Origin of the sequence: Ralstonia sp. 25C (assembly GCF_051904805.1) — a bacterium.
GTDB lineage: Bacteria > Pseudomonadota > Gammaproteobacteria > Burkholderiales > Burkholderiaceae > Ralstonia.
Window position 1 is genome coordinate 1,413,035 of record NZ_CP196738.1, and the last position, 16,631, is coordinate 1,429,665.

The 16,631-nt window shown below is 65.7% G+C and carries 18 protein-coding genes; all 18 read right to left on the reverse strand.

The window, feature by feature from the left end:
* Position 1 precedes the first annotated feature (1 nt).
* Positions 2 to 1,183: a beta-ketoacyl-[acyl-carrier-protein] synthase family protein gene (locus ACS7SF_RS24780; RefSeq protein WP_439893124.1), complete on the reverse strand. Its 1,182-nt coding sequence runs from the start codon at positions 1,181 to 1,183 to the stop codon at positions 2 to 4.
* The gene (locus ACS7SF_RS24785) at positions 1,180 to 3,597 is read right to left on the reverse strand and encodes an MMPL family transporter (protein ID WP_439893125.1); all 2,418 of its coding nucleotides are present in this window, start codon (positions 3,595 to 3,597) and stop codon (positions 1,180 to 1,182) included. The genes ACS7SF_RS24780 and ACS7SF_RS24785 overlap by 4 nt, the downstream gene beginning before the upstream one ends.
* Positions 3,597 to 4,259 (reverse strand): outer membrane lipoprotein carrier protein LolA, encoded by a 663-nt coding sequence (locus ACS7SF_RS24790; RefSeq protein ID WP_439893126.1) that lies wholly within the window; start codon positions 4,257 to 4,259, stop codon positions 3,597 to 3,599. The genes ACS7SF_RS24785 and ACS7SF_RS24790 overlap by 1 nt, the downstream gene beginning before the upstream one ends.
* Complete coding sequence (locus tag ACS7SF_RS24795) at positions 4,247 to 4,702, reverse strand: acyl-CoA thioesterase (RefSeq protein WP_439893127.1); 456 nt, start codon at positions 4,700 to 4,702, stop codon at positions 4,247 to 4,249. Before ACS7SF_RS24795 ends, ACS7SF_RS24790 begins: the two co-directional genes overlap by 13 nt.
* Positions 4,689 to 6,275, reverse strand: coding sequence for an HAL/PAL/TAL family ammonia-lyase (locus ACS7SF_RS24800; RefSeq protein WP_439893128.1), 1,587 nt, complete (start codon positions 6,273 to 6,275; stop codon positions 4,689 to 4,691). Before ACS7SF_RS24800 ends, ACS7SF_RS24795 begins: the two co-directional genes overlap by 14 nt.
* Entirely contained in the window at positions 6,268 to 8,016 is a 1,749-nt protein-coding gene (locus tag ACS7SF_RS24805) for a glycosyltransferase family 2 protein (RefSeq protein ID WP_439893129.1), read from the reverse strand. The genes ACS7SF_RS24800 and ACS7SF_RS24805 overlap by 8 nt, the downstream gene beginning before the upstream one ends.
* Entirely contained in the window at positions 8,013 to 9,686 is a 1,674-nt protein-coding gene (locus tag ACS7SF_RS24810; RefSeq protein WP_439893130.1) for an AMP-binding protein, read from the reverse strand. The genes ACS7SF_RS24805 and ACS7SF_RS24810 overlap by 4 nt, the downstream gene beginning before the upstream one ends.
* A complete protein-coding gene (locus ACS7SF_RS24815; protein WP_439893131.1) occupies positions 9,683 to 10,318 on the reverse strand; it encodes a hypothetical protein in 636 nt (211 codons plus the stop codon). The genes ACS7SF_RS24810 and ACS7SF_RS24815 overlap by 4 nt, the downstream gene beginning before the upstream one ends.
* Positions 10,319 to 10,334: 16 nt before the next feature.
* Entirely contained in the window at positions 10,335 to 10,580 is a 246-nt protein-coding gene (locus tag ACS7SF_RS24820) for an acyl carrier protein (protein WP_366170335.1), read from the reverse strand.
* 64 nt (positions 10,581 to 10,644) lie between these two features.
* Positions 10,645 to 10,902, reverse strand: a complete 258-nt coding sequence (locus ACS7SF_RS24825; RefSeq protein WP_366170333.1) for a phosphopantetheine-binding protein — start codon at positions 10,900 to 10,902, stop codon at positions 10,645 to 10,647.
* The gene (locus tag ACS7SF_RS24830; protein WP_439893132.1) at positions 10,877 to 11,689 is read right to left on the reverse strand and encodes a lysophospholipid acyltransferase family protein; all 813 of its coding nucleotides are present in this window, start codon (positions 11,687 to 11,689) and stop codon (positions 10,877 to 10,879) included. The genes ACS7SF_RS24825 and ACS7SF_RS24830 overlap by 26 nt, the downstream gene beginning before the upstream one ends.
* On the reverse strand, positions 11,686 to 12,384 hold the full coding sequence (locus tag ACS7SF_RS24835) for a beta-ketoacyl synthase chain length factor (protein WP_439893133.1): 699 nt from the start codon (positions 12,382 to 12,384) through the stop codon (positions 11,686 to 11,688). The genes ACS7SF_RS24830 and ACS7SF_RS24835 overlap by 4 nt, the downstream gene beginning before the upstream one ends.
* Positions 12,385 to 12,794: 410 nt before the next feature.
* The gene (gene fliR / locus ACS7SF_RS24840) at positions 12,795 to 13,592 is read right to left on the reverse strand and encodes a flagellar biosynthetic protein FliR (RefSeq protein WP_439893134.1); all 798 of its coding nucleotides are present in this window, start codon (positions 13,590 to 13,592) and stop codon (positions 12,795 to 12,797) included.
* 30 nt (positions 13,593 to 13,622) lie between these two features.
* Entirely contained in the window at positions 13,623 to 13,892 is a 270-nt protein-coding gene (gene fliQ, locus ACS7SF_RS24845) for a flagellar biosynthesis protein FliQ (protein WP_439893135.1), read from the reverse strand.
* A 9-nt stretch (positions 13,893 to 13,901) separates the two neighbouring features.
* Positions 13,902 to 14,663, reverse strand: coding sequence for a flagellar type III secretion system pore protein FliP (gene fliP, locus ACS7SF_RS24850; protein WP_439893136.1), 762 nt, complete (start codon positions 14,661 to 14,663; stop codon positions 13,902 to 13,904).
* Positions 14,660 to 15,076 carry a flagellar biosynthetic protein FliO gene (gene fliO / locus ACS7SF_RS24855; RefSeq protein ID WP_439893137.1) on the reverse strand — a complete coding sequence of 139 codons (417 nt, stop codon included), beginning with the start codon at positions 15,074 to 15,076 and terminating at the stop codon, positions 14,660 to 14,662. Before fliO ends, fliP begins: the two co-directional genes overlap by 4 nt.
* A gap of 98 nt (positions 15,077 to 15,174) precedes the next feature.
* A complete protein-coding gene (gene fliN, locus ACS7SF_RS24860; protein ID WP_439893138.1) occupies positions 15,175 to 15,633 on the reverse strand; it encodes a flagellar motor switch protein FliN in 459 nt (152 codons plus the stop codon).
* A complete protein-coding gene (gene fliM / locus ACS7SF_RS24865; protein ID WP_439893139.1) occupies positions 15,623 to 16,630 on the reverse strand; it encodes a flagellar motor switch protein FliM in 1,008 nt (335 codons plus the stop codon). Before fliM ends, fliN begins: the two co-directional genes overlap by 11 nt.
* Position 16,631 lies beyond the last annotated feature (1 nt).

Consider the following 16,631-nt stretch of genomic DNA (forward strand, 5'->3'; position numbering starts at 1 on the left):
CTCATCCCCGGCCCAAGATCAGGCTGGCGTTGCTGCCGCCGAATGCAAACGAGTTGCTCATCACGTACTGGCCGGCGCTCAGGCGGCGGTCATCTTCGATCAAGTCGAGCGTCGGTAGTGCGGGGTCGGCTTCGCAATCCCACAGGTGGCGGGGCAAGGGCGTGCCTTCGTGTGCGAGGGCGAGCCACGCAAAGCCAAGTTCGGTCGCGCCCGCTGCGCCGAGCGTGTGGCCGGTCAGCGGTTTGGTGCCGCTGGCCGGCACACCGTGCGCAAAGACGCGCGCCATGAGGTGGGCTTCCATCTCGTCGTTCTTGCGCGTGGCGGTGGCGTGCAGGTTGACGTAGCCGATGACGGTGGCGTCGATGCCTGCATCGGTCAGCGCGGCGCGCAGCGCGCGTTCAGCGCCGGCGCCGGTCGGGTCGGGCGCCGAGATATGGTGGGCATCGCTCGATTCGCCCGCCCCGGCCAGGCGTACCGGCCCGGGCTCGCGCGTCATGAGGAAGACCGCGGCGCCTTCGCCGATGTTGATGCCGGCACGATTGCGACTCATCGGGTTGGTGCGCACGGGGCTGGTCGATTCCAATGAGGCAAAGCCCTGCAGCGTCAGCTCGCACAGCGAATCCACACCGCCCACGACTACGGCATCGCACAGGTTCAGGCCGAGCAATCGGCGGGCCGATGCGAAAGCCTTGGCGCTCGACGTGCAGGCGGTCGATACCGTATAGGCGGGGCCAGTGGTGCCGAGCGCTGCAGCCGCGAAGGGCGCAAGCGTGCCGATTTCCATCTGGCGATAGTCAAACGCCGGGGGCAGCGCGCCGTGTGCGTTGGCATGGCGTAGTGCCGCTTCGGCCGCGTCGATGCCCGAGGTGCTGGTGCCGAGCACGATGCCGATGCGGTGCGCACCGTAGCGCTCGCGCGCTGCATTCAATGCGGGTTCGATCTGCGCCAGCGCGGCCAGCAGCAGCCGATTGTTGCGGCAGTCATAGGCGGCCAGATGTGCCGGCGGGGCCAGCTCCAGTGAAGCCAGCGCGCGCCCGACGATGGCGGTGGTGCCGTCGGGCCGTTCCGCTGCAACCATGCCAGGGGCGTGCCCCGCCGCCAGATTGCGGCGGATGGCGTCCGCGTCATCGCCCAGCGCGTTGACCATGCCCAGCGCATGCAGGTAGGCAGTAAATGCAGTCATGAGGATCGATGTCTTGCCAGCGGCATACCCAGCGGGGCCAATGCCACCGCGATGACGATGCCCAGTGCCAGCGTCATGCCAAAGCTGCGCAGCACCGGCATGGCGCTCGTACCGAGCAGGCCGAACGACAGCAGCGTGGTAGCCGCTGACAACAGTACGCCCACCCATACGCCGCCAATGTCCGCACGGTGGCGCGTACAGCCTTCGCGCAGAAACACAGCGTAGTTGGCCCCCACGCCGAGCACCAGCATCAGGGCCAGCCAATGGAACAGGTTCAGCGGAATGCCCGCGTAACCGTACACGGCAAACGTGATGCCGACCGCGCAGACCACCGGCAGCGTCACTCGCACGCCCACCGCGAGCCCATAGCGCACGCAGAACAACGCCAGGATCAGGCTGAGTGCGCCGGCCAGCCACCAGCCGCTGTCGACGCGGTACGTAGCGAACAGGCGCGCGACGCTCCCCGGCTTGTCGACAAAGCGGATGCCGGCATCGCCCTCCGCCAATGCGGCAAGCGCGGGCAATTGCGCGGCCGTGGCACCCGTCGGAATGACGATGGCTGCATACACAGGTTGTTGCGCACCACCGGTCGCAACCTGACCGAGCCAGAGATGGCGGTAGGGCTGCGACCACGGCATCGCCAGCCATGCGTCGATGGTGAGCGGGGTGCTGCTGCCGGCGCTTGCAAAAGCGTTGATATAGGCGGCCGCCACGTCGGGGCGGAAGCCGGCGTCGGTCAAGGTGGTGCTCAGTGCCTGCGGATCGGCGAACACGCGATAGGCAAGACGAGCGCGGTCTTGCGCTTGCTGGTGCGCAGACGGCACGAATTGCGCGACGGACTGCACGCCCTTGAGTGGCGCACCGGCAATCGGCGCTTCCAGCTTGCGCTGCAGGGCTTCCGCGCGCTGCAAGACCTGCTCGGCGGAATCGCCCTTCACGACAAAGAACTGCGTGCTGTTTTCCACGCCAATGGCCTCGCGCACCACGGATTCCTGCCGAGCCAGTTCAGGATCGCGCTGGATCAGCAGGTGGATGTCGTCGTCACTGGTCAGGCGCAGCCAGCCGGGCACCGCTGCCGCCGCGATGAGCCCCAGGCACAGCCAAGCCCCACGGCGTGTGAGTGCGGTCTGCCAGGCGCTCAGCCAGCGTGCGGCCCGGCCATAGGTGCGGCGCGATTGGCGCGGCGCGTTCGTCAGCAGGGCGGGCAGCAGGGACGCCACTGACAGAAACGCTGCCCCGATCCCCGCGATGGCAAAGCAGGCAATCTGGCGCAGCGCCGGAAACGGCACACCCACCAGAATGGCGTAACCGAGCAGGCTGGTGGCGAGTGCCACCAACAGCGCCGGCCGCACATCGCGCGCGCTCCGCCGTGCGTCTTGCCCGGCTTCTGCGCCAAGGTGGCTGACGAAGTACTGAATGGAGTAATCCACCGCCTCGCCGATCAGGCTGGCGCCGAATACGAGTGTCAGCAGATGCAGCTTGCCGAACACGAGCAGCGTGGCCGCCAGCGCAAACACAATGCCGATGCCGGTCGACACGAACCCCAGCAGCAAATAGCGCGGCGAACGGAACACCCACAGCATCAGCAGCGCAATGCCGACCGTGGAGACGATGCCGATGCGGTGCAGCTCCTGCTCCGAAGCATTGCGCGCCGCGGCTGCGTAGAACACCGCGCCCGTGCGCACCAGCGTGACGTCGGGAAAGGACCGCGCAAGTGATTGCTCGGCTCCGGCGACCGCGCTGCGCACGTCGGCCTGGGTTTGCCCGTCGTAGGCGGAGGCGGCGAGGGTGGTGGTCACCAGCACGCTGGTGGTGTTGTCGTGCCGGGCGATCAGGAAATTGTCTTCCAGCTCCAGGCGCGTGGCCGCCAGTGGCAGGTCGGCCAGCCAGTGGCCGAGCCAGCCGAACGGATCATCGGCCAGCGGCGCGCTCAGCCCGGTTTCAACCGGTGCGTAGAGCCGTTGTGCGAGCAGTGCCGGCAACGCCGTGGACGGATCGTCCAGCGCTGCGCGGTCGGCGGCGCTGAGCAGGCCGAAGCGGTAGGGCTGGTAGAAGCGCGTGATCTGGCTGGCGTCGAACGGCGGCAGCGCGGCAATCACATTGCGGAATGCGGGGCTGCGTTTGAGCTGACCGCCAAGCTGCAATGCGGCCGCCTTGGCGGGCTCGGCATTGCGGCTGCTCACCAGGAACACGGCGCGATCGCCCAGCGATGCGGCCAGCGTGTCGACAGCCTTTTCGGCCACCGGGTCAGCTTCGGTGGCGGGCAGCAGGGCGAGCAAGTTGGTCTGCAGCGCCGTGCCATCGTGCAGGCGCACGCCGCAATAGAGCACGGCGGCCACGACAAGCGCCAGCCAGCCGAGCCGGATGGCCCAGGTGGCTTGGCCGGACTGGCGCAGGGCAAACTGCTGCGCCATCAGGGCGCCCCCAGCAGCGTGCGTTCCGCCGCGTTGGGCGCGTCCACGCGCGTGCTGCCCGTGAACTCGATGCGGGTCTCGTCGCCGTTGGCCGATTGAATGCGGATGCTGCGCAGGTAGGTATCCCCCGTCAGATCAAGACCGCGCAACGCCTGGGCGACCTGCGGCTGCGCCGGAATCAACCGCAGGTGCCAGCGGCTGGCGTTGCCTTGCGCGTTGACGTTGAATTGCGAATACAGCGCCGACAGATCGCCCGCCAGCATCGCGCGCATCATGCGCGAGACCTGCGCCACGCCGGCGGCATTGCGTGCGCCGCGTGCCATGGGTTTGTCGTTGGCATCCAGCGTGGTGACGCTGGTGTCCGTCATCACGTAGGTCATGCGGGTCGGCTGCTCGATGCGCCAGAGCGCGCCCTGATCGCGCAAGAAGAGCAGCGTGCCGCTGCTCACCAGCGGCTTTTGCATGGCCTGCAGCGATTGCGTCTGCACGAACTGCGCGCGCACGCCTTTGGCCTGCGCCAACTGCGCCGCGATTTGTGAGACGAGCGGCGAGACAAGCGCGCTGTCCTGCGGGGCTTCCGTGGGGGCCGCGTTGGCCAGCGGGCAGGCCGCCAGCACCAGCGCCGTTGCCCATACGCGCACGGTGTGGGTCAGCGCAGCCATGCGCGCTCCACACGTTCGATCATCACGGGCGGCGAGACAAATTGCAGCTCACCCGTGCTGGCGCACACCGCCACCTGCGTGGTGTGGCCTTTGGTCAGGCGTGCACCCGATGCGCAATCGACGATTTCGTAGCCGATCTTCAGACGGTTTTGGTATTCAACAAGCGTGGCGCGCACCTCGATCTGTTGGCCGTAGGTGGCCGGCTTGATGTACTTGAGGTGAGCTTCCACCACGGGCCACAGAAAGCCCGAATCCCGCATCTCGCGGTAGTCGTAATCGAAGCGGCGCAGCAGCGCGGCGCGGCCGATCTCGAAATACTTCAGGTAGTGGCCGTGCCAGCAGACGTCCATGGCGTCGACGTCGTGGAAAGGCACTTCCACGTGGGCGCTGGCGGTCAGGGGCTGCAACTTCGGCGAGGTCGCCGGCAGGTCACGTGCGGTCATGTTGCGCTCCATGTTCATCCGTGAGCGTGCCGCGCTCGATGGCGAGCGTCAGCGTGCGCAGGTCGGTTTCCAGCGGGCGGTCTTCGCTCACGAACGCCGACAGCGTGCTCACACGGTCGATAAACGCCTGCACCGGCGCCGGTACCTTTGTCGAAGGGTCGATTTGGCACCGAAGCCGGACCGCCTGCACCGCCGCCAGCGTATGGGCGGCAGCGACTTGTTCGGTCAGCTCCAGCACGCGCAGGCAGTCGCGCGCGGCAATCGTGCCCATGCTGACCTTGTCCTGGTTGTGCGCCTCGGTCGAGCGCGAGAACACGCTGGCCGGCATGGTGTGCTTGAGCGCCTCGGCCGTCCACGCGGACGACGAAATCTGCACCGCCTTGAAACCGTGGTTGATCGGCGCGCGCTCGGCCGTGGCGCCGGACAGGTTGCGCGGCAAGCCGTTGTTGAACTTGTCGTCCACCAGCAGGGCGAACTGGCGGTCCATCAGGTCGGCTAGGTTGGCGATGGCGGTTTTGAGCGCGTCCATCGCAAACGCGATGTGTCCGCCGTAGAAATTGCCACCGTGCAGGACTTCCTGCGCATCGGGGTCGATCAGCGGGTTGTCGTTGGCGCTGTTGAGCTCGTTCTCGATGTCGCGGCGGATCCACGATTGCGCATCGCGCGCGACCCCGATCACGTGCGGCGCGCAGCGGATCGAGTAGCGGTCTTGCACGCGGTGCGCGGAGGTGTCGTCCCAGTTGGCCAAGTCAGCGCGAATCCAACCGGCCACCTCCGCCTGACCGGCGTGCGGCTTGGCGGCAAAGATGGTGGGGTGGAAGTGCGCGGCACGGCCATCGAGTGCCACCGTGGCGAGCGCCGTCAGCTTGGACGACAGGCGGATCAGTTGCTCTGCACGCGCGTAGGCCAGACACGCCAGGCCCGTCATGACCGCCGTGCCGTTCATCAGTGCGAGCCCTTCCTTGGGGGCCAGCGTGATGGGCGTGTGACCAATTTGTTGCCACGCGCTGGCGGCCGGCTGCAGTTGGTCGTTGAAGAGCACGTCGCGCTCGCCGACCAGTGCAGCGGCCACGTACGACAGCGGGGTCAGGTCGCCGCTGGCACCCACCGAGCCCTCGGCCGGAATGCGCGGCAGGATGCGGTGGTTGACGAGATCAGCCAGACGTTGCAGCAGCACGAAGCGCACGCCCGAGTACCCGTAGGCCAGCGAGTTCAACCGTGCGGCCACCACGGCCAGCGTTTCCGAGGCTTCCAGGTAACGGCCCATGCCGCAGCCGTGGTAGCGCGTGAGTTGCAGCGGCAGGGCTTCGACCAGCGCCATCGGCACGCTCACCTGGCAGGCATCGCCGTAGCCGGTGTTCACGCCATAGATGGTCGCGCCTTCGGCCAGGCGTTCCCGCAGAAATTGCGCGCCGCGCTCGATGCGAAAGCGCCAGGCGGCGTCGGCGTTGAGCGACACCGGTTGCGCGCCGCGCGCGATGGCAACCACGTCTTCGATCGTCAGATGGCGGTTGCCGATCACGACGGGTTCGACGTGCCGCTCTGTGGTCACATTCAGATCGTGTTCAGCCATGGGCGGTATCCATGTTCTTGGCAACGCGCGGACGCGCCCAAAAATCGAAGAAGTTGAACCATTGGAAAGGCGCCTTGCGGCAATAGTGTTCGAGCCGTTCCGCATAGCGTTGAGCGAAGCCGCCCAGGTGGCGGGCGCGCTCGGCGCGCGGCAGTTCGATGCGTTCGGCAAACGGTTCGAAGTAGAGTGTGTGGTCCTGGCCTGTCTTCAGGCAGAAGAACAGGTAGACGGGGCAGCCCAGCGCGTGCGCCAGCACGTACGGCCCTTGCGCGAACTGCGCGGGTGCGCCGAGGAAGCGGGCTTCCACCGTCCGCCCCGACTCATGCGCGGGCACGCGGTCGCCCACGATCACCAGCAGTTCGCCCGCGTCGATGCGTTCCTGCATCAGCATGGCGGTGGCGGGGCCAAAATCGGTCACCTGCATCAGGTGCGAGACGACATCCGGATGCGCCTGTGCCAGCACGTGGTTGAAGCGCTGCGCGTGCTCGGTGTAGACCACCGCTGTCACCTTGGCATGGCCGTTGCGGGCAGCCAGCGCGCGCGTCATCTCCAGGTTGCCCAGGTGGGCGCCGATCACCAGCGCACCGCGTCCACTGGCGACGAGCGCCTCGAACGCGGTTGGGTCATCAAAGCGCACGCGCTCGTTTTTTACTTGGCCTGACCATGCCGCCAGCTTGTCGAGCCCCGACTGCGCAAACGCGATCATCTGGCGGTACGCGCTCAGCCACCCCGGCTGCGGCATGCCTGCCCCCGGCGATGCCGAATGCAGTCGCGCAAAGTATTGCCGCGATGCGTCCCGCGCCGTGCGCCCCGTCAGCAGGAAGTACGCGACGATCGGGTACAGCCACAGCGAAGTGAACCGCGTACCGAACAGGCGGCAACTCAGCGCCAGAAACTGCATGCCAAGCTGGCTGCCACGCTCGGCCATGCGCCACCAGCCGTGAGACTCGCTCTGCGGCTTGTCTGCTGCAGCCGGATGGCGCCAGCGCGGCATGCATTTGCCGGCCAGCAGCAGCGGCAGCCGAACCAGCATGCCGGCCACCATGCGCGTGTGGCTCTTGCTGATGCGCACGTTGTCCCACAGCACATCAAAGTGCGAGAGGCCGCCCGGCTCGTACGTCACGCGCGTAGGCAGTGTGACGATGCGCGCGCGGCGCCAGTGCAGGCGTACCAGAATCTCGATGTCGAAATCCATGCGTGTGGGCAGGGCCACGTCGTCAATCAGCTTGCACGCCAACGCCAGCGGGTAGATGCGGAAGCCGCACATCGAATCCCGGATGTCAAACGACAGCGTTTCGATCCACACCCACACGTGCGTGAGGTAGCGGCCATACAGGCGCGCCTTGGGCACGCTTTCGTCGTAGACGGGGCGGCCGAGGATGACTGCGTCAGGCGAGGCGGCTGCGGCAGCCAGGAAGCGCGGCACGTCGCCCGCGTCGTGCTGGCCGTCGGCGTCGATCTGCAGGGCGTGCGTATAGCCAGCAGCGCGGGCGGCACGCAGGCCCGCCATCACGGCTGCGCCCTTGCCGCCGTTCTGCGGCAAGCGCAGCAGCGTCACTTGCGATGCGTACTGCTGTGCCAACGCTGCCAGCACGGCTTGCGTGGCCGCATCGCTGCCATCGTCGACGATAAAGATCGGCAGCCCGTGCACCGCCAGGTGCGCCACCGTGTTGCCGATGGCGTCCTTGTGGTTGTAGATCGGGATGACGATGGCCGTGGTGACAACAGTCGGTGGGGTCATGCCGCCTCCTGATGCACCAGCACGCCCGAAGCGCAATCCCGCCCCCCGAGCCGGGCGACAAAGCGCACGCGGCTCCGATCCGGCTCGTGTGTGAGCCGCAGCGATACCACTGCGCCCGGCGGCACCGGCGCCATGAACTTCAACTGATCCACCGAAGCGATTGCGCGTACAGCGCTATTGCGGGTAGCGGCCAGGCGAACAGCCCAGTCAACGAGCACCACGCCCGGCAGGATCGGCAGACCGGGGAAGTGGCCTGCAAAGTGGACCAGGTCGGGGCTGACGCGCAGTTCGTAGTGGTCGCCTTCGGCGTCGGCCACGTACGCGAGGGTTTCGAACCCTTCCACGCCAGGCCGGAAGGCGGCGGCCACGGCGGCGGCCGGCAGCTTGCCGCGCGCATCTACCGGCATGGCCATGCAGAAGCGCCAGCGGCGGGGGATCAACGTGGGCTCGGTGTAGGTGGACAGATGCCGGCGCAGCGTCTTGGCCAGGGCCACGCGACCCTGCGTACGCAGGGCTTCCACACCAGCCGGCGTGAGCGCCACGAGCGCGCCCAACCGTTCGCGTGACGCCCCGACCAACAGCGTCGCCGCCGCCCGTGTGACAAACGGATGCGTACCCAGCCAGCCCTCGACTTCCGGCAGCGAGACGCGCTTGCCGTCCACCTTGACCACGCGATCCAGCCGACCACGCAGGAGGAAGCGGCCGCTGTCGTCAAAGGCGATGGCGTCGTCGGTGCGGTGCCAGTCTGTGTGCGGCAGATGCGGCGAGCGCACGGCTAGCGCGCCGTCGTCTTCCTGACGGATTTCGATATTCGCAAACGGACGCCATGCCAGCGTCTGGTCCTGGCGGCGCCACGCGATGCCGCCGGTCTCGGTGCTTCCGAACACTTCGATGGGCGCCCAGCCATGCGTGGCTGCAAATGCCGTGGCGGCCGCGGCGTCCAGCGGCCCACCCGATGAGAACACCGCTGGCAGTGCCGGCAGCGCTTCAAACCCCGGCAGTTGTGGCCAGCGCGCTAGCTGCGCGGGGCTCGAAACAAACGCCGCGGTGGGGTGCTGCGCCAGCGCGCTCTGCAAGACCGCGGGTTCGGTATGGGTTTGCCGGCTGAACGCACGCCCAGCCGCCAACGGCCAGAACACGCGGAACAGCAATCCGTAGATATGGTGATGCGGCACGCTGGCCATCACGGCGCCGGTCCCGATCTGCGCGCCCCATTGCTGCTCCAGGGTTACGACTTCGGCATCGAATTGGGCGAGCGTCTTGTGGATAGGCTTGGGTGTGCCGGTACTGCCCGACGTGTACAGCGTGATGGGCGCCTGCGGGTCAATCGCACCGAGTGCCGTTTCCGCTTGCGGGTCAATCGCCGCTAGGCTGGCGTCGGTGACGAGCACATCAAAAGCGCGATCCAGAGTATTCAGATAGGCGGGGGCGGCGCTGGCGGGAACCACCACGTGCTTGCCGCATGCAAACAGCGCGAACAGTGCGCAGGTGAAATCAAACGGGTCGTCAACGCATAGGGCATAGCGTGCTGCCGGTTGCGCTGCGAATGCCGCGGCGTAAGCCGTCACGCGGGTGCTGAAAGCCGCGTATGTGATGGCCGTTGCGCCGTCAACGCAGACTACGGCGTTGTTTGCGCGTGCGTTTGACAGCAGGGCATGGAGCGGGATCATGCGGCCTCCGACGGCGCATGCGGCCGCACGACCCAATGGCGGAACGCCGCCTCGGCCGCAATCAGCACACCGACCAGCCCATAGGCGATCACGCCGTTGTACAGCGCCCAGGCGCCGCGCGACCAGTACAGCGCCGCCACCACAGCGGTCAGCCCGTTGAGCGCGAAGAACACGCACCACACCTGCGTGACGCGCCGCGTATAGCGCACGGCGCGGGGTTGCAGATCGGGCAGGCGCATGCGCGCGAATTTTTCGATCATGGAAGGGCCCGAGCGCAGCGTGGCCGCAAAGCTCAGCAGCAGCCCGGCATTGACCAGCGCCGGATACAGGCGCAGCAGCAACTCGTTATCGGTAATGGCCACGGCCGCCGAGGTACACGTCAACGTGCCGGCGATCAGCCAATCGAGCGGCGTGAGCTGGCGCAGCAGCGTCGATACACTGCCGGCCCCCACCCACCGCTGCGCCCACAGCAGCACCAGCAGCGCGATGCCGGCGTAGCGCGGCTTGCCGAAATGCCAGGCGCCGATCAACACCAGCGGGTAGGCGATTTTCAGCAGCGCTTGCGTGGCGCCGCGCACCCAGCGGGGCAGGGTGGTGGAGGGTGGGATCAAGCGGTCAGATTGCGCGTGCATGCGCGCGTGCATCCGGTTATGCCGCCAGCAGCGATTCGACCGCGACGATCACATCGCCCACCGTGCGCACGGTCTTGAATTCTTCCGGCTTGATGCGGCGGCCCGTCATCTCTTGCAGCTTGATGGCCAGGTCCACGGCGTCGATGCTGTCCAGGTCCAGCTCTTCAAACAGATGCGCCTCGGGCGTAACGCGTTCGGGGGCGATATCGAAGTTCTCTTTGAAAATGGCGCGGATGCGTTCGAGGATCTCGGTGTCCGTCATGATGTGGTTTTCTCCCTATTTCTGCCGGTGCGCTGGTGCGCTGGTGCAATTCGCGGCGGCGCGATTATTGTTGGCTCTGGACGAGTGCCGCAAGTGTATTCACGGAGCGGAAATGCTCGCGCGTCTGTTCGTCATTGGCAGCAATCGTCAGTTGATAACGCTTGCGCAGCACGATGCCGATTTCCAATGCGTCAATGGAGTCCAGGCCGATGCCGTTGGTATCGAATAGCGGGGCGTCGTCGTCGATATCGGCCGGTGTCATGTCTTCCAGATCGAGTGCCTCGATCAGGAGTTGTTTAATTTCGAGCTTCAAGGAATCCATATTGCAGAAGATGGTCGGTGATATGGGTTTCAATGCCGGAGGTCAGCGCCCGCGCAGCCAGTGCTGACGGTGCACCTTCCGGCACGTATTGGGCAACGCTGACGGGCTCCAGCACCGCCACCTTGATGCAGAACGCACGCGGCGGCACGTCGTACCAGCGCATGGCCTTGGTGAGGGCGGGCGGGTCGCAATCCATCAGCACGGGCACGATGGGCGCGCCCACGTTGAGTGCCATGTGCGCAAATCCGCGCGAGAACGGATGCAAGCGGTCTTTGGCCGGGCTGCGCGAGCCTTCGGGGAAGATGATCATGGTGTAGCCGGCGGCCAGTTGGCGTGCGCCGGCTTCCACGAGTTCGGTCGGGTCCGCATTGCTGATGTACTCCGCCGAACGCACGATGCCCCAGAAGCACGGGTTGCCCCAGTGCGCGTTCTTGACCACGCAGCAGGCACGCGGCGTGAGCGACAGCAGCACCACCACGTCCAGATACGTCGGGTGGTTCGCCACCACGATGGCCGGGCCGCCCGCGCGCAGCCGCTCAGCGCCCTGCATGTCCAGCGTCATCACGCCCAGCCATTGCAGCGCACGCACCAGCGCGCGGAAGAACCAGTGAATGATGAAGGTGACCGTGCGCTGGCGCGAGGCGCGATGCGGCCACAGCCACGCCAGCGGAAACACGATGATGGAAAACAGCACGCCGCAGATGCCGAAGACGACAAAGGCCAGCCCCGTCGCCACCAGGCGCCATGCCTTGTTGATGCGTGTGGCCGGTGTCAATGGATGTGTCATAGCTCCTCGCGCCATTGCCACGTCCAGGTGCCGTCGGCGTGCTGCCACGTGCTGGAGGTGCGCGTTGCCAGGCTGTGCAATACGGCCTGGCTTTGCGTGGTCATCGGGGATGTGTCCTGTGCGGCCTCACCGGGCGCGCTGCGCGAGCACACCAGCGAAGCCGTTGCCGTGCCATCGAGCAAGATGGCTAGCGCGCGTTCATCCACCTCGTCGGCCACGGTGCCAAAGCGCGCATCCGCAGGCTCATCCGCGTAGACCAGCAGCACCGGCGAGGCCGGTTCCGCCGTGTATTGCGCGTGCGCTTCGAGCAGTGCCAGGCCCAGCGTGGCGGGGCCGGCAGACACGGCAATGGCGGGCGACGTGTCGCCGCGCGCGATGCTGAATACGCCGCTCATGGCGTTGAGCACAGACAAGCTGAAGGCAGTGGGCGAGACGGGCTCGGCGTTTTCAATGTCGGCCAGGATGCCGGCCGTGCGCCGCAATTCACCGTGCCGGGACGCAAACACGATGCGCGCGTGCGGGACGTCTGCCACGCAATCGTGTGCGACTTTCAGGGCGCTTTTAGACAGCGTGCTCAGGCGACGCCGCACCATCGGCTCAATAAAACCGAGGTCGGGCGACGAAACTGAATCGGAACCAAGAGCAGGCCAGCAGGACCAGCGAGCAACCGGGATAGTCCAGTGCAAATCGGGCATATCGGTGTTCGCGTTGGGAGCAGGGCCAGTGCCGGCATATTGCACGGCGCCCTGGCGCGGGAGCGGCCGTTGCGCTAACCCGCGCATTTGCCTCCACCCGATCCGCTCTCGTTGTTATCGATTGATCTGGGTGAACGCACGGGCCGTTAATCACGGCCGATTTTGTCTTTCAATACGCTTGCTATTCCCCAACCCCGGGCCGAATCATACTGAAAAGTTCCCTCCGAAAACAACCACTTGCGTGAATTCGTGTCACATGCGCGACGAAGCCGGAAAAAGTCGAGGGGATATACGAAACGTCCGTGCAAAACCAAAGGGATGACATCCACATCCCGTGCAGGAGGGTGCTCCACTATGGTGTGAGTAAAACGATTGTTTTAATTCTTTCGGATTAACTTGGGGCCAGGGGCTTAACGTGCCCCGAATTGCCCGAACGCCCGGCCGCCCAGTTCCAGCGCGTCCATGACGGAGCGCTCCACTACGGGTGCCAGCGAGGTCATCATCACCATGACCAGCATCAGCCCCACCACCAGCGTGGCGGCAATGCCCACGGCAAACGGGTTCAGCGCCTGTGCCGTGCGCGAGAGCACCGCAAACGCCAGGTTGACGACCAGCATGATGGCGATGATCGGCAGGGCAATGCGCAGGGCCAGCGCAAAAACGATCGTGCCGCTGCCGGCGAGCGTCTGCCAGCCCGGGTTGGCCAAGGGCGCGGCTGAGACCGGCAGCGCAGTAAAGCTGTCGAACAGCGCGTGCAGCAGCACGAGGTGGCCGTCTCCGGCAATGAACGCGGTAATGGCCGTGAGGCTGATGAAGCGGCCGAGCAGCATGCTGCTTTCGGTCTGCTGCGGGTCCAGCAGCGAGGCAAAACCGAGGCCGATCTGTATCGACATCAACTCACCCGCGCCGCTGATGGCCGAAAACACCAGCTGCACGCAGAAACCCAGCGTCAGCCCGATCGCCACCTGCAGCAGGGTGATCCACAGCCCTTCGTACGAGCCGACCGACACGCTGGCCACATCCGGTGACAGCGTCAGCATGGGGGCCAGCGCCACCGTGACGATCACGCCAAACGCGATCTTGACCGAGTTCGGCACCTCGGTATTGGCAAACGGCGGCGCAATGGCGATGAACGCCAGCACGCGCACCAGCGGCCACCAGTACATGGCGATCCAGCCGTTGAGCTGGGTGGCGGTGAACTGGATCATGAGGCGTGGGCTTGGATTTGCGGCGCTACGTTAGTTGACGTAGTTCGGGATATTGGTCAGCACGCCCCGCGTGTAGTTGACGATCACGCCGACGATCCACGGGCCGGCCAGGATCATGGTGGCGGCCACGGCCACCAGCTTGGGAATGAACGACAGCGATTGCTCGTTCAACTGCGTGGCGGCCTGGAACACCGCCACCAGCAGACCCACGACCAGCGACACCAGCAGCATGGGCGCGCCCACCATCATGGCGACCTGCATGGCCTGGCGGGCCATATCCAATACGTACTCGGGCGTCATGAGCGCTCCTTATTGCACAAAGCTCTGGGCCAGCGAGCCCAGCAGCAGGTGCCAGCCATCCACCAGCACGAACAGCATGATCTTGAACGGCAGCGAGAAGATCGACGGCGTGACCATCATCATCCCCATCGACATCAGCACCGCCGCCACCACGATGTCGATCACCAGGAACGGGATGAAGATGGCAAACCCGATCTGGAACGCGCTTTTCAGCTCGCTGGTGACGAAGGCGGGGATGAGCGCACGCATGGGCGTCTGCTCAGGGCTCGCGATGGCCGGCATGTTGCCCATCTTGACGAAGAGGGCGAGGTCCGGCTCGCGGGTCTGCTTGAGCATGAACTGGCGCAGCGGCGTGGCAGCGGTGTCCATGGCTTGTTCCACGGTGATCTTGTTGTCGCGCAGCGGCACGTAGGCATCGGTGTACACCTTGTCGAGCACCGGCGACATGACGAAGAACGTGAGGAACAGCGCCAGCCCGATCAACACTTGGTTGGGCGGCGTGGTTTGCGTGCCCAGCGCATGGCGCAGCAGCGACAGCACGATGATGATGCGCGTGAAGCTGCTCATCATCAGCATGATGGCCGGCAGGAAGCCGAGCGACGTGAGGAAGATCAGCGTCTGAACGGGCAGGGAATAGCTCTGGCCACCGGCCGTGCCCGTGAGCAGTGGCAGACCGGGTTGCGCCTGTGCAAAGACGGCCGGGGCGGCGATCAACAGCGCCAGCACCGCCAGCCAGCGGAAGAGGGAACGGGACACAACACGCAACTTCATTCCGACTTCCCCGTCAGGTGGCGCTTGATCTGGTGAGAGAGCGCATCGGCAAAGCTGGGCGGCTTGCCCGCGCTGGATGTGCCGTCGGCCGTGCCGGGGTGGTCGTAGCCGCTGGAGGGTTCGGTGGCTTGCTCGACGGGGCGCGGCAGCGTGTGCAGTGTCTGCACGTGCTGTTGCGTGACGCCCAGCACCAGCCACATGCCTTCCACGTCCACCACGACCACCTTTTCGCGCGCGCCCAGCATCTGCTGAGCGACCACGGTGATGACCTGGCCGCGGCGGCGGCCAGCACCCAAGGGGCCCATGCCGCCACGCTGCTGCAGGCGGCGCAACAGCCAGCCTGCAGCCACGATCATGGCTAACACTACAAACAGCCCGCCAAAGGTGCGGGCCCAATCGACTGCTTGGTTCATGTCAACACCTTGCCCGGGGGGAGCTGTGGTTGCTGTCAGGGTGCCGAATCACGGCGCAATGCTGCGGCGAGTTGCCGCGAATTACCGCGAGCTGCCGCTTAGCGATTCAACTTACGGATGCGTTCGGACGGCGTGATGATGTCGGTCAGGCGGATGCCAAACTTCTCGTTCACCACCACCACTTCACCTTGGGCGATCAGGTACCCGTTGACAAGTACGTCCATCGGTTCACCCGCCAGTGCGTCCAGCTCCACCACCGAGCCCTGTGCGAGCTGCAGCAGGTTCTTGATGGGCACCTTGGTGCGACCCAGTTCCACCGTCAGCTGCACGGGGATGTCCAGAATCATGTCGATGTCGTTGCGCTGGGCGCTACCACCGCCGCCCAGGCTGTCGGCCGTCAGCGGCTTGAATACCGGGCTGGTTTCGGCAGGGACCGCGGCTGGCGGGTTTGAGGCAGCACGCTGTGCGGCCTCAAGGGCCATGGCCTCTTCCATCGTCATTTCGACATCGATGTCGTCAGCGTTGGCTTCGGGGTTCATGGTCGGTTCAGTTGTCATCTTCAGACTCCGTGGCAGGCTCGCTGCCGCTCATATTCAGCATGCGGTTGACCCGCAGCGCGTATTGGCCGTTGAACGTGCCGTAGTTGCATTCCATGACGGGCACGCCGTCTACCTTGGCGGTCACGCAATCGTCCAGCTCCACCGGGATCACGTCGCCGGCCTTCATGTTGACGATGTCGGAGAACCGCACCTTGGCCGTGGCCAGGTCGGCAATCAGCTCCACCTCGGCGGTCTGCACCTGCTGCGAGAGCAGCCGCAGCCAGCGCTTGTCCACTTCCAGCGCCTCACCCTGGATGGCCGAGGTGAGCCGGTCGCGGATCGGCTCGATCATGGTGTACGGCATGCAGATGTGCACGTCGCCGCCGTTGCTGCCCAGCTCGATGCTGAAGCTGGTGGTTACCACCACTTCATTGGGCGTGGCCACGTTGGCGAATTCGGTGTGCATTTCCATGCGCAGGAATTCGAAATCGATCGGGTACACCGGCTGCCACGCCTTGGCGTAGTGCTCGAACACGAGGTGCAGCATGCGCTGGATGATCCGCTGCTCGACGTCGGTAAAGTCGCGGCCTTCCACACGCATGTGAAAGCGCCCGTCGCCGCCGAACAGGTTGTCGACCACCAGGAAGATCAGGTTGGGGTCGAACACGAACAGCGCCGTGCCGCGCAGCGGCTTGACGTGCACCAGGTTCAGCGAGGTCGGCACCACCAGGTTGCGGATGAACTCGCTGTACTTCTGCACCTTCACCGGCCCGACGGAGATCTCCGCGTTGCGCCGCATGAAGTTGAACAGCCCGATGCGCCAGTTGCGCGCAAACCGCTCGTTGATGATTTCCAGCGTGGGCATGCGCCCACGGACGATGCGCTCCTGCGAGCCCAGGTTGTACGAGCGTATGCCAGCGGGGGTGTCTTCGACAGGCTCATCGTCTGTGTCGTCGGAGACGCCCTTGAGGAGCGCATCGATCTCCTCCTGGGAAAGAAACTCTTCCTTGAGCATG